Source organism: Niabella sp. (assembly GCF_030150205.1).
In the GTDB taxonomy this organism is placed as follows: Bacteria; Bacteroidota; Bacteroidia; order Chitinophagales; family Chitinophagaceae; genus Niabella.
This window is the reverse complement of the sequence record NZ_JASLGT010000008.1, coordinates 736,327-755,306: the sequence shown is the minus strand read 5'-3', so window position 1 is coordinate 755,306 and position 18,980 is coordinate 736,327. Positions and strand designations below refer to the sequence as shown.

Annotated in this window: 16 protein-coding genes; 12 read left to right on the top strand and 4 right to left on the bottom strand. The window is 46.7% G+C overall.

What is annotated here, in order from left to right; all coding sequences use genetic code 11:
• Nucleotides 1-159: 159 nt before the first annotated feature.
• The 9 genes from Q1V85_RS07880 (at nt 160) to Q1V85_RS07840 (ending at nt 7,672) form a co-directional block, all read left to right on the top strand.
• Nucleotides 160-555, top strand: a complete 396-nt coding sequence (locus Q1V85_RS07880; protein WP_300598754.1) for a hypothetical protein — start codon at nt 160-162, stop codon at nt 553-555.
• 116 nt (nt 556-671) lie between these two features.
• Complete coding sequence (infA, locus tag Q1V85_RS07875) at nt 672-890, top strand: translation initiation factor IF-1 (protein ID WP_223710630.1); 219 nt, start codon at nt 672-674, stop codon at nt 888-890.
• A 28-nt stretch (nt 891-918) separates the two neighbouring features.
• The gene (gene ykgO / locus Q1V85_RS07870; RefSeq protein ID WP_071597075.1) at nt 919-1,035 is read left to right on the top strand and encodes a type B 50S ribosomal protein L36; all 117 of its coding nucleotides are present in this window, start codon (nt 919-921) and stop codon (nt 1,033-1,035) included.
• Between the two features lie 101 nt (nt 1,036-1,136).
• Complete coding sequence (rpsM, locus tag Q1V85_RS07865) at nt 1,137-1,517, top strand: 30S ribosomal protein S13 (RefSeq protein WP_090389550.1); 381 nt, start codon at nt 1,137-1,139, stop codon at nt 1,515-1,517.
• A gap of 202 nt (nt 1,518-1,719) precedes the next feature.
• Nucleotides 1,720-2,121 carry a 30S ribosomal protein S11 gene (gene rpsK, locus Q1V85_RS07860; protein WP_300598753.1) on the top strand — a complete coding sequence of 134 codons (402 nt, stop codon included), beginning with the start codon at nt 1,720-1,722 and terminating at the stop codon, nt 2,119-2,121.
• 227 nt (nt 2,122-2,348) lie between these two features.
• Complete coding sequence (rpsD, locus tag Q1V85_RS07855) at nt 2,349-2,954, top strand: 30S ribosomal protein S4 (protein ID WP_223710636.1); 606 nt, start codon at nt 2,349-2,351, stop codon at nt 2,952-2,954.
• Between the two features lie 101 nt (nt 2,955-3,055).
• Nucleotides 3,056-4,057: a DNA-directed RNA polymerase subunit alpha gene (locus tag Q1V85_RS07850; RefSeq protein WP_300598752.1), complete on the top strand. Its 1,002-nt coding sequence runs from the start codon at nt 3,056-3,058 to the stop codon at nt 4,055-4,057.
• A 194-nt stretch (nt 4,058-4,251) separates the two neighbouring features.
• Nucleotides 4,252-4,806: a 50S ribosomal protein L17 gene (rplQ, locus tag Q1V85_RS25180; protein ID WP_366914005.1), complete on the top strand. Its 555-nt coding sequence runs from the start codon at nt 4,252-4,254 to the stop codon at nt 4,804-4,806.
• Between the two features lie 289 nt (nt 4,807-5,095).
• A complete protein-coding gene (locus Q1V85_RS07840; protein WP_300598751.1) occupies nt 5,096-7,672 on the top strand; it encodes a phosphoenolpyruvate carboxylase in 2,577 nt (858 codons plus the stop codon).
• 280 nt (nt 7,673-7,952) lie between these two features.
• On the opposite strand, the gene Q1V85_RS07835 is transcribed toward Q1V85_RS07840, so the two are convergent.
• Nucleotides 7,953-10,613: an alpha-L-rhamnosidase gene (locus tag Q1V85_RS07835; protein ID WP_300598750.1), complete on the bottom strand. Its 2,661-nt coding sequence runs from the start codon at nt 10,611-10,613 to the stop codon at nt 7,953-7,955.
• 156 nt (nt 10,614-10,769) lie between these two features.
• On the opposite strand from Q1V85_RS07835, the gene Q1V85_RS07830 reads away from it, so the two are divergent.
• From Q1V85_RS07830 to Q1V85_RS07820, 3 genes are all read left to right on the top strand, one after another.
• A complete protein-coding gene (locus tag Q1V85_RS07830; protein WP_300598749.1) occupies nt 10,770-14,045 on the top strand; it encodes a glycosyl hydrolase in 3,276 nt (1,091 codons plus the stop codon).
• A gap of 5 nt (nt 14,046-14,050) precedes the next feature.
• Nucleotides 14,051-15,982 (top strand): beta-L-arabinofuranosidase domain-containing protein, encoded by a 1,932-nt coding sequence (locus tag Q1V85_RS07825; protein ID WP_300598748.1) that lies wholly within the window; start codon nt 14,051-14,053, stop codon nt 15,980-15,982.
• 82 nt (nt 15,983-16,064) lie between these two features.
• Complete coding sequence (locus Q1V85_RS07820) at nt 16,065-16,811, top strand: MBL fold metallo-hydrolase (RefSeq protein WP_300598747.1); 747 nt, start codon at nt 16,065-16,067, stop codon at nt 16,809-16,811.
• Between the two features lie 146 nt (nt 16,812-16,957).
• On the opposite strand, the gene Q1V85_RS07815 is transcribed toward Q1V85_RS07820, so the two are convergent.
• Genes Q1V85_RS07815 through Q1V85_RS07805 form a run of 3 tightly spaced genes read right to left on the bottom strand, consistent with a single transcriptional unit; the run spans nt 16,958 to nt 18,493 of the window.
• Nucleotides 16,958-17,335, bottom strand: coding sequence for a hypothetical protein (locus Q1V85_RS07815; protein ID WP_300598746.1), 378 nt, complete (start codon nt 17,333-17,335; stop codon nt 16,958-16,960).
• The gene (locus tag Q1V85_RS07810) at nt 17,335-17,904 is read right to left on the bottom strand and encodes a hypothetical protein (protein ID WP_300598745.1); all 570 of its coding nucleotides are present in this window, start codon (nt 17,902-17,904) and stop codon (nt 17,335-17,337) included. Before Q1V85_RS07810 ends, Q1V85_RS07815 begins: the two co-directional genes overlap by 1 nt.
• Before the next feature lie 37 nt (nt 17,905-17,941).
• Complete coding sequence (locus tag Q1V85_RS07805; RefSeq protein WP_300598744.1) at nt 17,942-18,493, bottom strand: RNA polymerase sigma factor; 552 nt, start codon at nt 18,491-18,493, stop codon at nt 17,942-17,944.
• Nucleotides 18,494-18,980: the final 487 nt, after the last annotated feature.

The following is an 18,980-nucleotide window of genomic DNA, read 5'->3' as shown; positions in this document are numbered from 1 at the left end:
CTGAAGGATTGTCAGCCACCGGCGGATATCTTTAAAAAGGGCAAGGAATGACAGGGCATATTGGCACCGGAGAAAAAATGGCAGAACGCATGGTGTTTGTCATTATTTTTTCTATCTTAGGAAAGTAATTGGATCATTTGTTACATAAATTTTATCCATATGAAATTAAATGAATTAAAACCGGGAGACTGGGTAATTGTTACGGATGATGGTGTATCACGTGAAGGCTCTGTTGTAAGGGTAAGTAATGAGGAACGGGAGGTTTGTGTAGACAATGGGATCCAGGAGTTCTGGTATCCGCTGGACCAGGTACAGGGAATTCCGCTGAATGAGGCACAGCTGATGCGTTTGGGGTTTGAAAAACTGGACAACCCCGCGGGTGGAGGTACAAAATATGGTAAAGGCCCCTTCCGGGTGCTGGTACCGGCCTCAGACAATTTCTCGAGCAGCGAAGTTTGGTACCGGGAAGACCGGCGCCTTTTCGATCGCCCGATTATGGTTAGTGAGTTGCAAAATATTCATTTACAAATGACTAAAGTGCCGCTGGTTCATTAGTGGTGATACTTTCGGACCCCTGGAGGTCCACACAATACAGCTTTATTCTGAAATTTAGACAGAATAAGGCTTTTTTATTATAAAATATTACCTATCTTTGCAGCCCTAAAATTTGTATGTCAAAACAACCTTTAATAAAACAAGACGGAGTCATCCTGGAAGCCTTGTCTAATGCGATGTTCAGGGTAAAGCTGGAAAACGGCCATGAGGTTTTGGCAACAATTTCCGGTAAAATGCGGATGCACTACATTCGAATTTTGCCCGGGGATAAAGTGGGATTGGAAATGTCTCCTTACGATTTAACAAGAGGCAGGATAAATTTCCGCTATAAATAATTGGCTAAAAATCTTAAATTAAAGAAAGATGAGAGTAAGAGCATCCATTAAAAAACGTAGCGCCGACTGCAAAATTGTACGTCGCAAAGGGAAGCTTTATGTAATTAACAAAAAGAATCCCCGTTTTAAGCAAAGACAAGGATAATAATTTGAAAATGAGGCAATTTGAAAATTTGAAAATGATTTTCGAATTGTTGCTAAATTTTCAGATTAAGAATTTTCAAATTTTCAAATTAAAATAAAATTATGGCACGTATTGCCGGTGTAGACTTACCAAAGAACAAAAGGGGCGAAATTGGCCTTACCTATATTTATGGTATTGGCCCTTCTACAGCAAAATATATTCTCGACAAGAATAGCATTGACCGCAGCAAAAAAGTAAACGAGTGGAATGATGAAGATCTGAATGCGATCCGTTCTACCATTACTGAAGAGCTGAAAGTAGAAGGTCAGCTGAGAAGCGAAGTGCAAATGAATATCAAGCGCCTGCTGGATATCGCCTGCTATCGTGGTCTGCGTCATAGAAAAGGACTTCCGGTGCGTGGTCAGCGTACAAAAACCAACAGCCGTACCCGTAAAGGTAAACGTAAGACGGTTGCCGGTAAGAAGAAGGCCGCTAAGAAATAGTATTTAGTTGACAGGTTGGTAAGTTAATAAGTTGACAGGTTTCATTGATCCTTGTTAACCTTTTAACTTATCAACTTTTCAACTTTATCATAAGCACCTGTTACTACCAGATCAATTTCGGACTCCCGGTGCAGGAATAGGGTTGACTGGGCGTTTTGCTCCGCAGAACGTTTTTATTTTTTAAAGATCACCTTTTAGTACAATGGCAAAATCACAAAACAGCGCAAAAGCCGCTGCGAAAAAAAGGATTGTAAAAGTGGATGCGTACGGAGATGCGCACATTTCTGCAACATTCAACAACATCATCATCAGCTTAACCAACAAAACCGGCCAGGTTATTTCCTGGAGCAGTGCCGGTAAAATGGGCTTCCGCGGTTCTAAAAAGAACACGCCTTATGCAGCCCAGATGGCATCTGCAGATGCTGCTAAAGTAGCACTGGACGCTGGTTTGAAAAGAGTAGATGTATATGTAAAAGGACCCGGTGCTGGTCGTGAAGGAGCTATCCGCTCACTTTCCCAGTCTGGTATTGAAGTAGTAATGATCAAAGACGTTACACCTTTACCACACAACGGATGCCGTCCTCCCAAAAAGAGAAGAGTATAAGGCCGTTCCTGGTTTTTAGTTTTTTGTTTGATGTTTTCATCAGGCAAGTATGAAGTTCTTTAAATAAAATTTTTGCTGAAAGCTAAAGGCTTAACGCTGAAAGCTGAAGCATGATTGATAGCCAATTGGCTTTTCATTTTTAATAAAGGGTACACAATTAATTTTTTCCAAAGCTTTTTACTGATTGCTGTACCGGTTTCTAAAAAAGCTTAAATGAAAGTATAATTATGGCACGTTACAACGGTCCTAAGACCAAAATCTCCCGTATTTTCGGAGAGCCTATTTTAGGTAATGGTAAATGGTTGGGTAAAAACAGTAACCCTCCCGGTATGCATGGCGAAAAGCGCAAACGTAAAACCTTAGGGGAATATGCTTTGCAGCTGCGCGAAAAACAAAAAGCAAAATACACATACGGTGTGTTGGAGAAACAATTCCGCAAAACATTTGAGGAAGCCAACCGTCGTAAAGGTATTACCGGTGAAAACCTTATTAAATTACTTGAAGCGCGTTTAGACAACACGGTATTCCGTATGGGTATTGCACCCAGCCGTCCTGCTGCACGTCAGCTGGTGAGCCACAAGCACATTGAAGTAAATGGTGAAGTGGTAAACATTCCTTCTTACCAGTTAAAAGCAGGTGATATCATCACCCTGAAAGAAGGCAGCAAGAACCGTTCTTCTATTACAAGCGTGATCCGTCCTAAAAATCCAAAATTTGGCTGGATCGATTTCAATGAAACTGAAATCAAAGGTACTTTCATCACCTATCCTGAAAGGGAAAGTGTTCCTGAGAACATTAAGGAGCAACTGATTGTTGAATTGTACAGTAAGTAATTTTTTGGTGAATGGTGAATGGCGAGTAGTGAATGGGAACAAAACCACGCCTACTTGCTACTGCCTACTTACTTTTTCCTTTTAAAATACAAACCTAAAAAATGGCAATTTTAAATTTCCACCAGCCTGACAAAATCATTTTGCAAAAGGCTTCAGATTTCGAAGCTCAGTTTGAGTTTCGTCCATTAGAGCCGGGGTATGGTGTTACCATTGGTAATGCTCTGCGCCGTGTTTTATTGAACTCTCTTGAGGGATATGCGATTGTAGGTATTAAAATAGAGGGTGTAGATCATGAATTTGCTACCATGAAAGGGATCAGCGAAGATGTGGTTGAAATCATCCTGAATTTAAAACAGGTACGCTTCAAAAGAATCGTTGATCATGAAGTGGCCAATGAAAAAATTTCCATTTCGGTAAAAAATCAGACAGAATTCACCGCAGGAATGATCGCAGACGGCACACAGTCCTTCCAGATCATGAACCCGGAGCTGCTGATCTGCACCATGGATTCTTCTTCCAAGCTGGATATTGAGCTCACTATCGGTAAAGGCCGTGGCTATGTACCCGCTGAGGACAATAAAGTAAAAGATGCGCCTGTTGGCTATATCGCAATCGACTCCATCTTTACACCAATCAAAAATGTAAAATACAGCATTGAAAATACCCGTGTGGAACAACGTACGGATTATGAAAAGCTGTTGATGGAAGTAAACACCGATGGTACCATCCATCCGGAAGAAGCGGTGAAACAAGCCAGCCGTATCTTAATTCAGCACCTGATGATCATTACGGATGAAAACATCACGTTTGATAATAAGGAAGAGAAGAAAGAGGATATGGTAGACGAGCAAACATTGCAGCTGCGTAAAGTACTGAAGACTCCGTTGGAAGACCTGGATCTTTCTGTACGTGCGTTCAACTGTCTGAAAGCTGCTAAGATCAACTCCCTGAGCGAACTGGTTCAGTACGAACAGGAAGACCTGATGAAGTTCCGGAACTTTGGTCAGAAATCCCTTTCTGAAATTGAGCAGGTGCTCATCGAAAGAGGTTTAGGCTTTGGCATGGATCTGCAGAAGCTGGGAATTGATAAAGACGATTATTAATAATGTGAGGATTTGATAATGTGGGAGTGTGAAAATTTCCACATTATCACACTCCCACATTTCCACATTTCCACATTTGTATAGTAGGTTACATTTCCTTGACACGGTGTAGCCGAATTTTTTAACCATAATTTGAGAGCGACAGGAATAAACTTTTCATATTCCCTCATTTTCAAATTTCCAAATTAAATGTCATGCGTCACGGAGACAAAATCAAAAATTTAAGCCGTACCAAATCGCACAGAGATGCGTTGTTACGTAATCTTTCCTGCCAGTTGATCGAGCACAAGCGTATTGTAACAACTGTTGCAAAAGCAAAGGCTTTAAGAGTGTATGTAGAGCCGCTGATCACCAAAAGCAAGGAGAATACCACACATCAGCGTCGTATTGTGTTCAGTCATTTACAGGACAAAGAAGCCGTTAAAGAACTGTTCGAAGCCGTTGCAACAAAGGTTGGTGGCCGCCCCGGTGGTTACACCCGCATCATCAAATTAGGGATCCGTCCCGGTGATGCTGCTGAAAAAGCAATGATCGAGCTGGTAGACTTTAACGAAGTTTACGGTAAAGGATCTGATGAAAAAGCTGCTGGTAAACGCACCCGTCGTCGCGGTGGTAGCGGTAGCGGAAAGAAAAAAGAAGAAGCCGTTGCTGAAGCAGCTCCAGCTGAGGAAGTGAAAGAAGCCGTTGCACCTGCAGCCGCTGAAGCAGCTCCCGAAGCCGCAGCAAACGAAGAAAGCAAAGAAGCATAATCCTTCTTAAAGAAAATAAAAAGCCTCGCCCTGGTGATACCGGGCGGGGCTTTTTTGTTGCGATGTATTTCGGAAATGATCCGGGAATTGGGAAGCATGTTTGAGAATATGTAAGGATTGCATTTGTTTCTTAGACGTTGTATAAAGAAATGATTAAATGCTTGAGAATTGCAAATGTTATAGCGGAAAAATAGTATCTTCAACGCTGTTTAAATGCTGACAGGTATCGATGCTTTCTTATAAAGTTCCGGAAGCCCGGCAGTAATTCTAAAAGTCAAACAGGAAATATATGGATGTGGTAAGCAGCCAATCGGTTCAGCACTTCAAAAATGATGTGGGGATCAGATTTCAGTTGTACAATAGTTTATTTACTTCGCTACCGTTCAACCGTATTGAGAAGACCGGGATCTTGCTGTCGTTATTGTCCAGCATGTGTGAAGAAGGATATGAAAAGGCGTTAAGTCCTGTTGAAATTGTAGATGACTTTTTTAACCGGCATACCTCCTATTCAGAAGTAAAAACACAGGTGGATCTGTTGTTTCGCCTGGTACAATATATAGAACGGCAGGTCGTATTGTTTGATGCACTGGAAGATGCTTCTTATAAAGAGATCAACGATCTGAATGGTGCCGGTACCCTAAAACAGCTGATGTCCGAAGTAGTGCAAAACAACAAGGAAGCAGGGTTTGAGCAGGTGCTCAAAGCCTTTTGTGTACGGTTGGTATTAACCGCCCATCCAACGCAATTTTATCCTGGTTCTGTGCTGGGTATTATCCGTGACCTCAGCAGCGCGCTGATAAGAAACGATGCCAGCGAGATCAATATGTTGTTGCAGCAGCTGGGAAAGACCCCGTTTTTGAAAAAGAAAAAGCCCACACCTTACGATGAAGCGGTGAGCCTGATCTGGTACCTGGAGAATGTATTTTACCCGGCTGCGGGCCGCATTATCGGGGCACTGAAGAACCAGTTTCCGCAGATCGACACCGGCAAACATGCCCTGGTGAAAATGGGCTTCTGGCCCGGGGGAGACCGCGACGGAAATCCGTTTGTAACCACCGATACAACGTTACAGGTAGCAGGTGCGTTGCGGGGTGCCATCCTGAAATGTTATTATATGGATGTGCGCCGGTTGCGCCGCCGGCTTACGTTCCAGGGCGTGGAGGAAGAGCTGATTGAACTGGAGCGTAAACTGTATGATGAAGTTTTTGTGCCGGGGTATGAATCGAAAATCCAAATACAGGAGATCATTGATACGCTGGAGACCGTTAAAAATGTAGTGAACGACAAACATAACGGACTTTTTGTAACGAAGATCCAGAACCTCATCAATAAGATCGAGATCTTCGGATTGCATTTTGCATCGCTCGATATCCGGCAGGATAGTTCGGTACATGAGAAATTATATACACAGCTGGCTGCTTCAGGTATCTTACCTGCAGACTATGACCAGTTAACTGAAAAGCAGAAAGTGGCATTGCTGCTGGAGTTGCAGCAGGCAGATGTAACCGCGCTTGTGAAAGATGATGTGGTAAAGGATACCGTACAGGTGGTAGATGCGGTTTGTGCCATACAGAAAGCCAATGGGGAAGAGGGGTGTAACCGTTATATCATCAGTCATTGCACCAGCGTACTGAACATTATTGAGGTGGTAGGACTGTTCCGGCTTAATGGTATCAGCGGTGAAGACTTTAAAGTAGATGTAGTACCCTTGTTTGAAACGATTGAAGACCTGCAGAACGCAGGTACGATCATGAAGGATCTGTATTCAATCCCTGCCTATAAAGAGCATCTGAAGCGCCGCGGCAAAACGCAAACCATCATGCTGGGTTTTTCAGACGGAACCAAGGACGGCGGATACCTGATGGCCAACTGGAGCATTTACCGTGCAAAAGAAGAACTGACCAGGATAACCCGCCAATATGGATTTGATGTGATCTTTTTTGATGGACGCGGAGGCCCGCCCTCAAGAGGTGGTGGTAAAACCCATAAGTTTTATGCATCCATGGGCAGTCATATTTCCAATAAAGAGATCCAGCTAACCATACAGGGACAAACGGTAAGTGCCAATTTCGGTATCATCGAATCGGCGCAGTTCAACCTGGAACAACTTATTAATGCAGGGGTGTCCAACTCGTTATTTACAGACCGCTATCCTCCGCTGAGCGGTAAAAAGGAAGAGCTGATGCAGGAACTGGCTTCCTATGGCTTTGATGCGTACAAACAATTGAAGGACCATCCGCAGCTGGCGAACTACCTCTATGAAATGAGTCCGCTGCGTTTTTATAATGAAACAAATATCGGCAGCCGCCCGGCAAAACGCGGCGGATCGCAATCTTCTTTTTCGCTGAACGACCTGCGTGCCATTCCTTTTGCAGGTGCCTGGAGCCAGTTGAAGCAGAATGTGCCCGGTTTTTACGGTGTGGGAACAGCGCTGAAAAAAATGGAATATATCGGTCGCTTTGAAGAGCTGAAAAGTCTTTATAAAGAGTCGCTGTATTTTAAAACCCTGCTGGATAACTGTGAGATGGCCATGTCAAAATCCTATTTCCCTATTACGGCCTATATGGAAAAGGATGAACAGTTTGGCGGCATCTGGAAAATGATTTACGATGAATATCTGTTGACCAAGGAATATTTATACAAACTTTCCGGGCACGATACATTGATGGCTTCTTACCCGGTGGATAAGCTTTCCATCCGCATGCGGGAGCGCATTGTAAAACCATTGGTTACCATTCAGCAATATGCCCTGGTAAAATTGCGCGAAGGCGGTGATGATATGGATGAGGCATTGCGCGATGCCTATGGCAAACTGGTGATGCGTTGCTCCTTTGGTATTATAAATGCCGGACGAAATTCGGCGTAGTCCTGGGGGATTGGAAAATATCCAGTGTAAAATGTGAATGTAAAATGAAGCATTTGCTGTCGCGCTGTATGCATAGAAGCCGCAGATTCGCAGATATAGATAACGTGCAGATCTGCATTGATTAAGTTCCTGCATTAATCTGAAAAAAATGGCGTGGATCTGTGTGGATATAAAATGTCCGGTGTGGACTATAGTATGCTAGAGTGAAGCAATCGCATCATCCGCCATCTTACTTTCCTGAAGCAATACCGCTGCTAATGCTACATTTAAAATGCAGTGTTTAATATTTTACATTTAACAAAAGGGTATAGGTTCCTGAAGGGAGCGTATAGCTTCCATCTTTATTTGGAGTACCCGGCATCCGGTAGCCTTTTTGTACCTGCCAGGAGGCCGGCATAAAAAAGGTAGCGGTGCTGTTTGCCGGTATCCGGCAGGTATAACGAAGCTGGTCTCCCTGCTTTTCCCAGGCAGAACGGATCTCGCCCCTGGGGCCTTTATAAGCAGCTTTAAATGTTTGCAGTCCCTTTACAAAATTGGGTTTCAGAAGAACGTTCCTGAAACCCGGTTGCTCCGGATCGGGGAAGATGCCGCCAAGGGCTTTATAAAACCAGGCACCGATATCTCCAAACATAATATGGTTGAGCGAGGCATCCCGCGCAGCATCCACCTTCCAGTTTTCATAAAGCGTGGTGGCACCGTTCCCAATCCACCAGCCCCAGGATGGATAGGTTTTGCGTGCCGCCAGTTGGTAGGCCAGGTCGGCATAACCATTTTCGCTTAACACATTCAATACCGCCTTGGCGCCCAGGATGCCCACATCCAGTTGCACGCCGTCTTCCTGTACTTTTTTTGCCAGGTTGGCGACCACTTTTGCTTTCAGGGCATCCGGAACCACTCCCCAGTATACGGGGGTACTTAGTTCGGTTTGTAAACCGGATCCATAAATGCCGGTTGTTGCATTCAGGTATTTATCATTGATGGCTTTACGGATCGTTGCCGCCAGGGTTTCATAATGTGCCGCATCTGCTTTTTTATTGAGCAGCCGGGCTGCCCTGGCAAGAATATGGGCATCCGCATAATAATAAAGGGAAGAGGTTAGTTCCACGGGCGATTTCGATTTAACGGGCACCCAATCCCCCAGTCCCCAGGTGGTTAAACCTGTGGGGTATTGGTCTGCAATACGGTCTACATAACGTTTTATATTTTCATAGTTATCGGCCAGGGGCCTGGTGTCTCCATAAAACTGGTAAAGGGTCCAGGGGATCATGGCAATGGTACTGGTCCAGTCCGGACCATTGGCCCATTGATAGCCCCAGCCGCTGGTTGGGATGATGGCGGGTAATACACCGTTGGGCTGCTGCTCATCCCGGTGATCGGCCAGCCATTTTTCATATACGGTAATGCCGTCAAAATTATAAAGACCCGTTTCCAGTGCAATAACGGCATCACCCGTCCAGCCATTCTTTTCGCGTTGCGGACAATCAGTCGGATATCCGAAAAGGTTCGAAAGATAAGAGTTGTTTGTAGCCTGCCAGATCTTGTTAATGAGCGGATCCCCGGCATCAACCGTACCCACGGGGGGCACATCGCTGTGCATGAAATACCCCTGCAGACTGGATTGGCTGAGTTGCACTGGTTTGCTGCTGATGATTTCTACATACTGGAACCCTTTGTAATTGAACCGGGGTTTAAAGGTTTCGGTACCGCTTCCTTTCAAAATAAAAATATCGGTCTGAAAGGGATCGCTGTCATCGGTAGGACGATAATGCACATCGATATTGGACAGATCGGCATGGCCGGAGCTGTGCACACGTTCTGCATGGATAAGCCGGATCACGGTTCCTGCAGCCCCCGAAACATGGAGCTCGCTGACTCCGGAAATATTCCGGCCCAGGTTGAAGACGTAATTCGTATCGTTGAATTTTTTTAAGGCTACCGGGCTAATGGTTACCACATCCCGTATGGGTTGCAATACCTGTGCCGTGATCAGCGGAGCGGGTGCTGCGCGATCGGTGGCTCCTGCCCATTTTGAATCGTCAAAACCGGGCTTGTTCCAGCCCGGCAGCTCCAGCCGTGCATCATAGTGCTCACCGGTGTAAATGCTGTTAAAGATCACCGGGCTTAAAGCAGTTCTCCAGTTCCGGTCGGTGGCAATGGTTTCTGTAGTGCCATCGGTATAGGTGATCCGGAGGTCCATGCAAAATGCCGGCCGGTTCCGCCAGGGCGCCTTGTCAAAATACCAAACCGCCGTGGACTGGTGATTATACCAGCCGTTTCCCAGCAAAACACCGATCACATTTTCACCCGGCTGCAACTGGTTACTTACATCATAAGTTACATAAAGGTTCCTCCGGTCATAACGGGTATACATAGGATCTAACCGGTGATCGCCTATGGATGTTGCATTGAGTGATAGCTCGTAAAGACCTGCAGCAGCTATATAAGCTCTTGCGGATTTAACCGGTTTCTTCAGCGTAAACGATTTCCTGAAATAGGGGGCAGGTTTTAACCGGGTATCATTGCCATCGCTGATCCATCCGCCCTTCCAGTGCCGTTGCTGCATCATACCGGTTTCAAAAAAGGCGGTTGCGGGTATATTGTAAGGCTGTTTGTTTTTACCGGTGAGCAGCACTTTCCAGGTATACCTTGTAAAAGGCTCCAGCGCTTTGCCCTTATAGGTAACCAGGTTATCCGAAGCGGCCACGATCCCCGAGTTCCATACTTCTTCCCCGGTTTCCCTGGAAACTACAATCCGGTAACTGGTTTGTGTGGCACCAGCCTGCGGATCATCAATGGTCCAGCTAAAGCGGGGCGTTTGATGATCAATGCCCAGCGGGTTGATCAGATGTTCACACTGCAGATTGACAACTTTTTGAGCATTGAGCAACAATGGAATCCCGGCTAAAACCAATAGGAATAGAAAGGCCTGTCTGTAAGTCATATGGGCAATATTATCAGAACAAAATAGAAATGCAGCTGCAAAATAGCAGGAAAAGTTACGTAAAATTATTTTCAGGATAGTACAGGATGGTTCTGTTAGAAACCCGGCTTATATTTAATAGCAACCCTGTTTTAGCCATAACCGTATATGTTTCGAATGATGCAGCCATTAATAAGAAGCTTGTTTTTAAACGTATGGATGATCGCAAATGCCCTGCCGGCAATTGCGCAGCCTGCTCCTGTTGTGCCGCAGGCACGGGAACAGACAGGTCGTTTTAGCGCGCAGGACCGGAAGCTATTTCAGGATCCTTCAAAAAGCTACCACCCGGAAACCTGGTTTCATTTTATTGGAGGAAATATTTCAAAGAAGGGAATCACTGCTGATCTTGAAGCGATCGCTAAAGCAGGTATTTCCGGCATCCAGCTTTTTCATGGTCAGTTTGGGGGAAAATGGCCGGGCGTCGATCCGGAGATCATCTGCCTGAGCCCCGCCTGGGAAGATGCGCTGAACTTTACCGCTAAAGAATGCAAACGGCTGGGCCTCCGGTTCACCCTGCAAAACTGTCCCGGCTGGGCCATGGCGGGCGGGCCCTGGATAAAGCCGGAGAATGCCATGCGCCACCTGGTATGGAAGCGCCAGGATGTAAAAGGAACGGGGCAGGTAAAAAATATTGCCCTGGCAAAACCAGATGCGATAAGTGAACCCTGGCGCGATTACCGGGAAGTGGCCGTGCTGGCATTTCCGACACCGAAGGATGATACCGGCGATCCGCTGGTGCCGGCAGCGGTAACAGGCAGTTCCAATATATTATGGAACGGCCTTTTTTCAGAAAAGGGAAATAAACCGGTAACGCTTGCGCCAGCCAGTCCATCCGATCCTTACCAGGTAACCGTTGATTTCAACACCAGCGTTACCATCCGTTCCATCACACTCCCGAGTATCAATAGTTTTAATCACGCCTGGTGTTACGAGCCGGGAGTTACTATAAAAGGTTTTGCCATTTTTGAGAACGGGCAGTCGAAAGAGATCCTGAATACAGCGCTGCCGCAAAGCAACTGGCAGGATCAATCGCCCATGACCCTGGCCTGCAGGGAAACACAGGGCGCAAAAAGATACCGGTTTGAGATCCTGAATCAACACGATATGCGGCTGGGATTTATTAAGCTGTTTACGGCCAGCCGGAAAAATAACTGGGAGTCAGAAGCGGGATGGACCCTACGCACGATTGAACGAGCGGGCGATGCTTATTCCCGGTCGCCAGATACCTATGTAGATTCGGATCAAATACTGGACCTCACTGCGTTGATGAACAGCAACGGGGAGCTGAGGTGGAATGCGCCTGCGGGCAGCTGGACAATTTTGCGCATCGGGCATGTAAATACCGGCCGTAAAAACGGACCCGCTCCGCCTGCGGGTACCGGCTGGGAATGCAACAAGCTATCGGTGAAAGGAGCACAGGCGCATTTCGAAGGATACATCGGCCGGCTTGCGGACAATAGCGGCCCTGTAAACGGATTGCTGAATGGAGTGCTTTTAGACAGCTGGGAATGTGAAACACAAACCTGGACGGAGGATATGGAACCGGAGTTTGAACGGGTGACTTCCTACCCGCTCCGCAAATGGCTGCCGGCTGTTTTTGGCTATGTGATAAAGGATGAAGCCACCACATTCCGTTTTCTAAGGGATTGGCGGGCTACCATCAGTGACTTGTTCACCCATAAGTTTTACGGACAGCTATCGAAGCTGGCGAAGACCCGCAATTTATCCATCACTTATGAAACGGCTGCCGGGGATGTATTTCCTGCCGATATCATGGAGTATTATAAATATGCAGATGTTCCCATGTGCGAGTTCTGGCAGCCCTTTACGGATGGTTACGTGGGATCGCTGAATTTTAAACCGGTAAAGCCAACCGTTTCTGCGGCCCGGTTGTACGGAAAGCCCCGTGTGTCGGCAGAAGCGTTTACTTCTTTTGCACTTACCTGGAACGAACAATGGCAGATGCTGAAAGAAGTGGCCAATGTAAATATGGTGGAGGGCGTTACCCACCTGGTCTTTCATACCTATACTCATAATCCGCAAACCAATTTTTTGCAACCCGGCACTTCTTTTGGTGCAGGCATCGGTACTCCGTTTTTAAGGGGACAAACCTGGTGGAAGGAGATGCCCGTATTTACGGAATATTTTGCCCGCTGCAATTATTTGCTGGAGCGGGGGAAACCGGTATCCGATGTGTTGTGGTATCTTGGAGATGAGATCGATCACAAACCGGATCAGCATGCACCGTTCCCCGAAGGGTTTAAATATGACTATTGCAATACGGATGTTTTATGGAACCGGTTATCGGTAAAGGATGGATGGATCACAACCCCCGAAGGGATCCGGTACCGGGTCCTATGGCTTCCGGCCAGTATCCGGATGCTGCCAAAAACTGCGGAAAAAATTGCTGCGTTAATTAAGGCCGGTGCCACCGTGGTTGGGGATGCGCCTTCGGGGATCGCTACGCTTAGCGGTGGCAGCGCCGCGCAGGAGCAGCTGAATACGATTGTAAACTCCATTTGGGGCAGGGAAACAAAACCGCGTATCCGTAAAATCGGGAAGGGACAAATTGTTTCGGGGATGAGCCTCTCCGATGCGCTTCAGCAACTGCGGATCGCGCCTGATGTTTCGGGGGGACCGGTACAATGGGTACACCGCCGTGCCGAAGATGCCGACTGGTATTTTGTTTGTGCGCCCAGGGGCGGAGCCTTTGCGGGTACCCTCAGTTTCCGCAATACGGGCAACGTTGAGCTATGGGATCCTGTTTCCGGCAAGGTTTTACCGTTGGCAGCAAAAAGGCAGGGCGACCGGACGGTTGTTACATTGGACCTGCCCGAAGCGGGTTCCGGTTTTATTGTTTTTCATCAAAAAGCAGCATTAGCGGAAAGTAAACCTCCGGCGCTGCATCAACCGGTAGCCATTGCATTTACAAAACCCTGGACGATTCAATTTCCCGGAGGCTGGGGCGCACCGGCTGCTATGGAAGTACAGGAACTAAAACCCTGGAAGGAGCTGGACCTTTCCAATGAAGGAAAAACATTTTCGGGTACTGCGGTTTATACAACGGCCTTCCGGATGGATACCATCCAACGGAAGGCAAGGTATACTATGAACCTGGGACAGGTGAACATGATTGCTTCGGTAACGCTGAATGGGGAGCGTTTTCATACATTGTGGGCCACGCCGTACAAACTGGATATCACAAAGGCCCTCCGGACCGGAATCAATACATTGAAAATAGAAGTGACCAGCACCTGGTTTAACCGGTTGGTATATGATGCCGGTCAGCCGGAAGCGCAGCGGAAAACATGGACGATAAACGGTCCTTCCCAAACGGCAGCGTTAACAAACAGCGGCCTGTCGGGCCCTGTAAGTATGGTCATAGAAAAATAAATCAGATGCGTAAAAAAGAAACATCCCGGTTATCGATGCTTTCAAGAAGAGTATTTGTAAAACAAACCGGCCTTGCCACGGCTGCCGGTATGCTGGCGCCCGCCCTGTTTGCCCGGCAAACCGGTGGCCCCGGTTCCTGGCTTATTGCCAACCGGCTTGAAATGGCCGGCGCAGCCCTATTGCAGGGATATATGGGCAGCCGGCTGGATCAGTGTTTTAAAAATGATATCCTCACAAAAAACTTCGATCAGCTTATCGAACCGTTCCGGCATCGCACAGAAACGCATCTCTGGCAATCGGAGTTTTGGGGAAAATGCATGATGGCGTGCATATGGGCGTATCAGTACAAACCAGATCCGGAGCTGAAGGCAAAAATAGATGCGGCGGTAACAGGCCTCATCGCTACCCAAACACCGGATGGGTATATCGGCAATTATGGTGCACAAAGCCGGTTAAAGCAATGGGATATCTGGGGAATGAAATACTGTCTGCTGGGCTTGCTGGAATATCATGACCTGACCGGCGATAAAAAAAGCCTGGACGCAGCAGTAAAACTGACCGATTACCTGATCGGAGCAATAAACAGGCAGGGCGGAACCATCGTTAATAAGGGAAATTACAGGGGCATGGCGGCTTCTTCTGTATTGTTACCCTTGGTACGGTTAAGCGTGGCAACCGGCAATAAGAAATACCTCAGCTTTGCAGAAACCATCGTAACACAATGGGAAACAACCGTTGGCCCGCAGCTTATCAGCAAGGCTGCTGTAAATGTAAGCGAACGTTTTCCCCGGCCCAAAGAATGGTACAGCCCGGAGCAGGGACAAAAGGCCTATGAAATGATGTCCTGCTATGAAGGGCTGCTGGCATTGTACCGCCTCACCGGTAAAGAAATGTATAAGCAAGCTGTATTGAATGTTTTTGAAAACATACGGGATACAGAGATCAATATTGCCGGTTCCGGAGCTTCGGCAGAAATGTGGTTTGGTGGTAAGGAGCGGCAAACCACCCCGGTATACCACTACCAGGAAACCTGTGTTACCGTAACCTGGATGCAACTCTGCACGGCGTTATTAAAAATGACCGGTGAAGCAAAATATGCGGACGCCATTGAAACAACCTATTATAATGCCCTGATGGCTGCGTTAAAAAGCGACGGTGCTACCTGGGCAAAATATACGCCGCTGAATGGCGAGCGGTTGCCCGGCAGCGGCCAGTGCGGTATGGATCTGAACTGCTGCAGTGCCAACGGACCAAGAGGCCTGTTTGCCATTCCGGGGCTTGTAGCCATGAGCAGCAGGGAAGGCATTGCCGTTAATTTTTTTATAGACGGAACCGCGGCGGTAAAATCTCCCAAAGGGAAACCGGTTAAGCTGGTGCAGGCTACAGACTACCCGGCATCAGGAAAAATAGTCTTCCGGCTGGAGATGGATGCCCCGGAAGATATGGTGCTGCAGCTCCGCATACCGGAATGGAGCCGGCAAACAGTGCTGCAGGTAAACGGTGTACCGCATAAAAATATAGTGCCCGGTGCCTATGTAAACCTGGAGAGAAAATGGAATACCGGTGATATGATCCACCTGGAACTGGATATGCGCGGGCGTATAAAAATAATGGGCGACCGGCACCGGTACTTTGCCTTGCTATCCGGCCCTGTGGTGTTATCAAGAGATACGCGTTTTGCCGGCACCAACCTGGGAACGGTGATAGCCCCGCTAAAAGAAGGCGAACCGTTTATCGATCTTAAAAGAGTTGAAGCAAAGACGGATGATTGCTGGCTGCAGTTTGAAGCAAAGTTCCAGGCCGAGAACTATAAAGAGCAGGGAGCTCCGCCGGTTACCGCCACTTTTTGCGATTATGCCTCTGCCGGTAACGGTGCAAAATCCTCCACCTTTCAAACATGGATACCACTGATCTTCAATGCCGCTAAAATAGAATAGCCGGCAGGTGCAGAGAGCTCATTCACACATGCTTTGCACAACGGGTTTATTTGTTCTAATTTAGCGGCCAGAAATTTTAAATATGAAAATAATCCCGTTATCGGAAGGCAGCTTTACGGTGGATGCCACCAAGAAATTTATTCCGTTCCGTTCATCAGAAGATGAAATGAGTGCCCGCACACACGGAAGCCTGCTGGTGGAAATACAACCATTTTTGATCATCACTTCAAAAGATATCCTGTTACTGGATACGGGGCTTGGCCTGAACCATCATTTGGGCGACCAGATGCAGATAGTAATGCATCTTGCTGAAAACGGCATCCAGACAGGCGATGTTACCAAAGTACTGATGAGCCATTTGCATAAGGATCATACGGGGGGTATGGTAAACCCTGCTACCGGCAAGCCTACTTTTGAAAATGCCGTTTATTATATCCAGGAACGGGAAGTGCAGTTTGCCCGGGAAAATGCCGGTGCTTCTTATGATACCGCTAAGTTTGAGCCGGTGCTGGCCGGCAATGTTGTGCTGTTAAAAACAGATACGGGCACCATTGATGATTATATACGGTACGAGGTAACCGGTGCGCATTCGCGGTATCACCAGGTGTTCTGGATAGAAGAGGGAGGCGACCTGTTGTTTTTTGGGGCCGATGATGCGCCACAGTACCAGCAGATGAAACACCGGTTTGCTGCCAAGTATGATTATGATGGAAAAAAAGCGATGGAACTGCGTACAAAATGGTGGGAAAGCGGCCGCCAGGAAGGCTGGCAGTTTTTGTTTTATCATGATACCCGCCGGCCGGTAGCCAATCCTCAGAATGAGCAATAAATGCAGGCCATAAAAAAAGGCCTGCCCTAAAAAGAGCTGGCCGTTGCTAACCTATGAAAAACACCAATGCAAATATATATACAGCTTTGTTATAAAACAAATTTTTGTACATAAAAAAATGTTGGAACATCAGTTTTAGATAATTTTTAGTTTTCTTTAACACTTCGCTTGCTCAATTCTTCACGGGCTTTTTTGCGGAAAAGCTGTTCTTCGGAAAAGAAACGGGTAGCACGGGGCTCTCCAATAATCGGTACAAAACGTTTGCGGTAGTTGATTTTCAATGCGATACGCTCCTGTTCGCGCAGCAATGGATCTTCCTGGCTTTTGGAGAGTTTCCTGGAATCGGCCAGGTATTGGATCACCATCGGTCGCAGTTGTTTTTTTTCCTGCGGAGTAAGGCTTATTTTTTCAGTAAGGTAATCCAGGAAAACATCATGTACCCGGCTGGCATTAGGCGCCGGCTGTGTTTGTGCCGGTCCCCGGAGGGCGATTAGCGGTAATAAAAGAATTAAAATCAGTTTCATCAGTTAAAGAATATTTCATCCGTTCCTTCTGCAGTTTCCTTTAAAAAACTGGACAGGTCTGCATCCGGAACATTTTTAAACAGGGAAGTACGTTCGGGTTTTGAAGTACCGGCAGTTTGTGTAGCCATCGGCCGGTCACGGGAAACGGTTTCATCCAGTTGAATAAAACGCTCCAGCTGATCATTGGTTAGCTGGTTTACAGTTGCCGCAACCGATGCCTGGGATGTGCTGGCTGTCTGTAATTTTTGAGTAAACAGGAAAATGGAAGTAATGGCCAGCAGGATAAAACTGGCCGCAATGGCCAATCCCTTTTTAAAAGGAATCACCCGCTCGCCTTTATTCCCCCGGAACCGTATAAAATAATCAGCAGGAATACTGAAGGGCATTTTACGGGAAACATTGTCCAATGCGTTATTTAAAACCTCCGGGGCCGTTTCCTGCGCCTGTACCGTTTCCATCAGCCGGTTGGTGAAGGATTCAAAATAGCCATCGGGAAGGGAGCATACCGGGTTGGATTGTTGTTCCTGCCGGATCCTGTTTAAAATTTCGTATGAGGCATCCTGTTTCATTGCACTTAACTTTAAGACGGAATTTTTGCCCTGTTGTTTAACTGTTCCGTAAATAATTTTCAACTTTTTTAGCCGCATGATGATAGCTGGCTTTCAATGCACCTTCTGTAACACCCAGTATCACACTCATTTTCTGGTAAGGCATTTCATCAAAATAACGGAGGTTGAAGATCAACCGCTGTTGCTCCGGTAATTGCTGAATGGCCAGCTGTAATTTCCATTCAATTTTATTGGGATCAAAATGCGGATCGGCCCGGATCTGGTCCGTCAGATCCTGTTCATTTCCAAAAGCAACGATGGCTTTTTTCTTTTTTTGATTTTGCAGATGGGTAATGCTTTCATTGGTGCTGATGCGGTATAGCCAGGTGTACAGCCCGCTCTCCGCACGAAAGCGATCCAGGCCCTTCCAGGTTTTTATAAATACGTTCTGCAACACATCATCCGCATCTTCATGCAGTACCACCATACGCCGTATATGCCAGTAAAGCCGCTCTTTATATTTATTTACAATGGCGGTAAAAGCCCGCTCTTTCGTAACAGGATTGCGAAAAAGCGCCAGCAACGACTCATCACTTTGAAACTGTTCCATTCAGACGTCTGGTATTCTTTGACCGGTAAGATAGGGAAAAGTTTATTCGCGGAGCGTTTAGAAATGTGGAAATGTGAAAATGGGGAATAGAGGAATATGCGTGGGGGAGAGGTGAATGGTCAATGGGTAATAGTCAATGGGCAATAGTCATATGTTTCCTGCCAGGAGAAGGTATCAACTCCCCCAATCCGGCACGTAATCAACTGAAAACTGACGACTGATCGCTGAAAACTGATGAGTGAAGACTATCAGGAGTGGGAATCTGAAAATGGGTTACAGGGACCGGAGGAATATGCGTGGGAGAGAGGTGAATAGTCAATGGGCAATAGTCAATGGTCAATGGTCAATAGGCAATGGTCATACGTTTCCTGACAGGAGAAGGTATCAACTCCCCAATCCGGCACGTAATCAACTGAAAACTGACGACTGATCGCTGAAAACTAATGAGTGAAGACTATCAGGAGTGGGAATCTGAAAATGGGTTACA

What these genes read in the sequence shown, in the direction of transcription:
- Q1V85_RS07840 (WP_300598751.1), top strand. Translation starts at nt 5,096, where the DNA reads ATGGATGTGGTAAGCAGCCAATCGGTTCAGCACTTCAAAAATGATGTG.
- rpsD (WP_223710636.1), top strand. Translation starts at nt 2,349, where the DNA reads ATGGCACGTTACAACGGTCCTAAGACCAAAATCTCCCGTATTTTCGGA.
- Q1V85_RS07850 (WP_300598752.1), top strand. Translation starts at nt 3,056, where the DNA reads ATGGCAATTTTAAATTTCCACCAGCCTGACAAAATCATTTTGCAAAAG.
- infA (WP_223710630.1), top strand. Translation starts at nt 672, where the DNA reads ATGTCAAAACAACCTTTAATAAAACAAGACGGAGTCATCCTGGAAGCC.
- rplQ (WP_366914005.1), top strand. Translation starts at nt 4,252, where the DNA reads ATGCGTCACGGAGACAAAATCAAAAATTTAAGCCGTACCAAATCGCAC.
- Q1V85_RS07810 (WP_300598745.1), bottom strand. Translation starts at nt 17,904, where the DNA reads ATGAAACAGGATGCCTCATACGAAATTTTAAACAGGATCCGGCAGGAA.
- Q1V85_RS07820 (WP_300598747.1), top strand. Translation starts at nt 16,065, where the DNA reads ATGAAAATAATCCCGTTATCGGAAGGCAGCTTTACGGTGGATGCCACC.
- rpsK (WP_300598753.1), top strand. Translation starts at nt 1,720, where the DNA reads ATGGCAAAATCACAAAACAGCGCAAAAGCCGCTGCGAAAAAAAGGATT.
- Q1V85_RS07825 (WP_300598748.1), top strand. Translation starts at nt 14,051, where the DNA reads ATGCGTAAAAAAGAAACATCCCGGTTATCGATGCTTTCAAGAAGAGTA.
- Q1V85_RS07880 (WP_300598754.1), top strand. Translation starts at nt 160, where the DNA reads ATGAAATTAAATGAATTAAAACCGGGAGACTGGGTAATTGTTACGGAT.
- rpsM (WP_090389550.1), top strand. Translation starts at nt 1,137, where the DNA reads ATGGCACGTATTGCCGGTGTAGACTTACCAAAGAACAAAAGGGGCGAA.
- Q1V85_RS07815 (WP_300598746.1), bottom strand. Translation starts at nt 17,335, where the DNA reads ATGAAACTGATTTTAATTCTTTTATTACCGCTAATCGCCCTCCGGGGA.
- Q1V85_RS07830 (WP_300598749.1), top strand. Translation starts at nt 10,770, where the DNA reads ATGATGCAGCCATTAATAAGAAGCTTGTTTTTAAACGTATGGATGATC.
- Q1V85_RS07835 (WP_300598750.1), bottom strand. Translation starts at nt 10,613, where the DNA reads ATGACTTACAGACAGGCCTTTCTATTCCTATTGGTTTTAGCCGGGATT.
- ykgO (WP_071597075.1), top strand. Translation starts at nt 919, where the DNA reads ATGAGAGTAAGAGCATCCATTAAAAAACGTAGCGCCGACTGCAAAATT.
- Q1V85_RS07805 (WP_300598744.1), bottom strand. Translation starts at nt 18,493, where the DNA reads ATGGAACAGTTTCAAAGTGATGAGTCGTTGCTGGCGCTTTTTCGCAAT.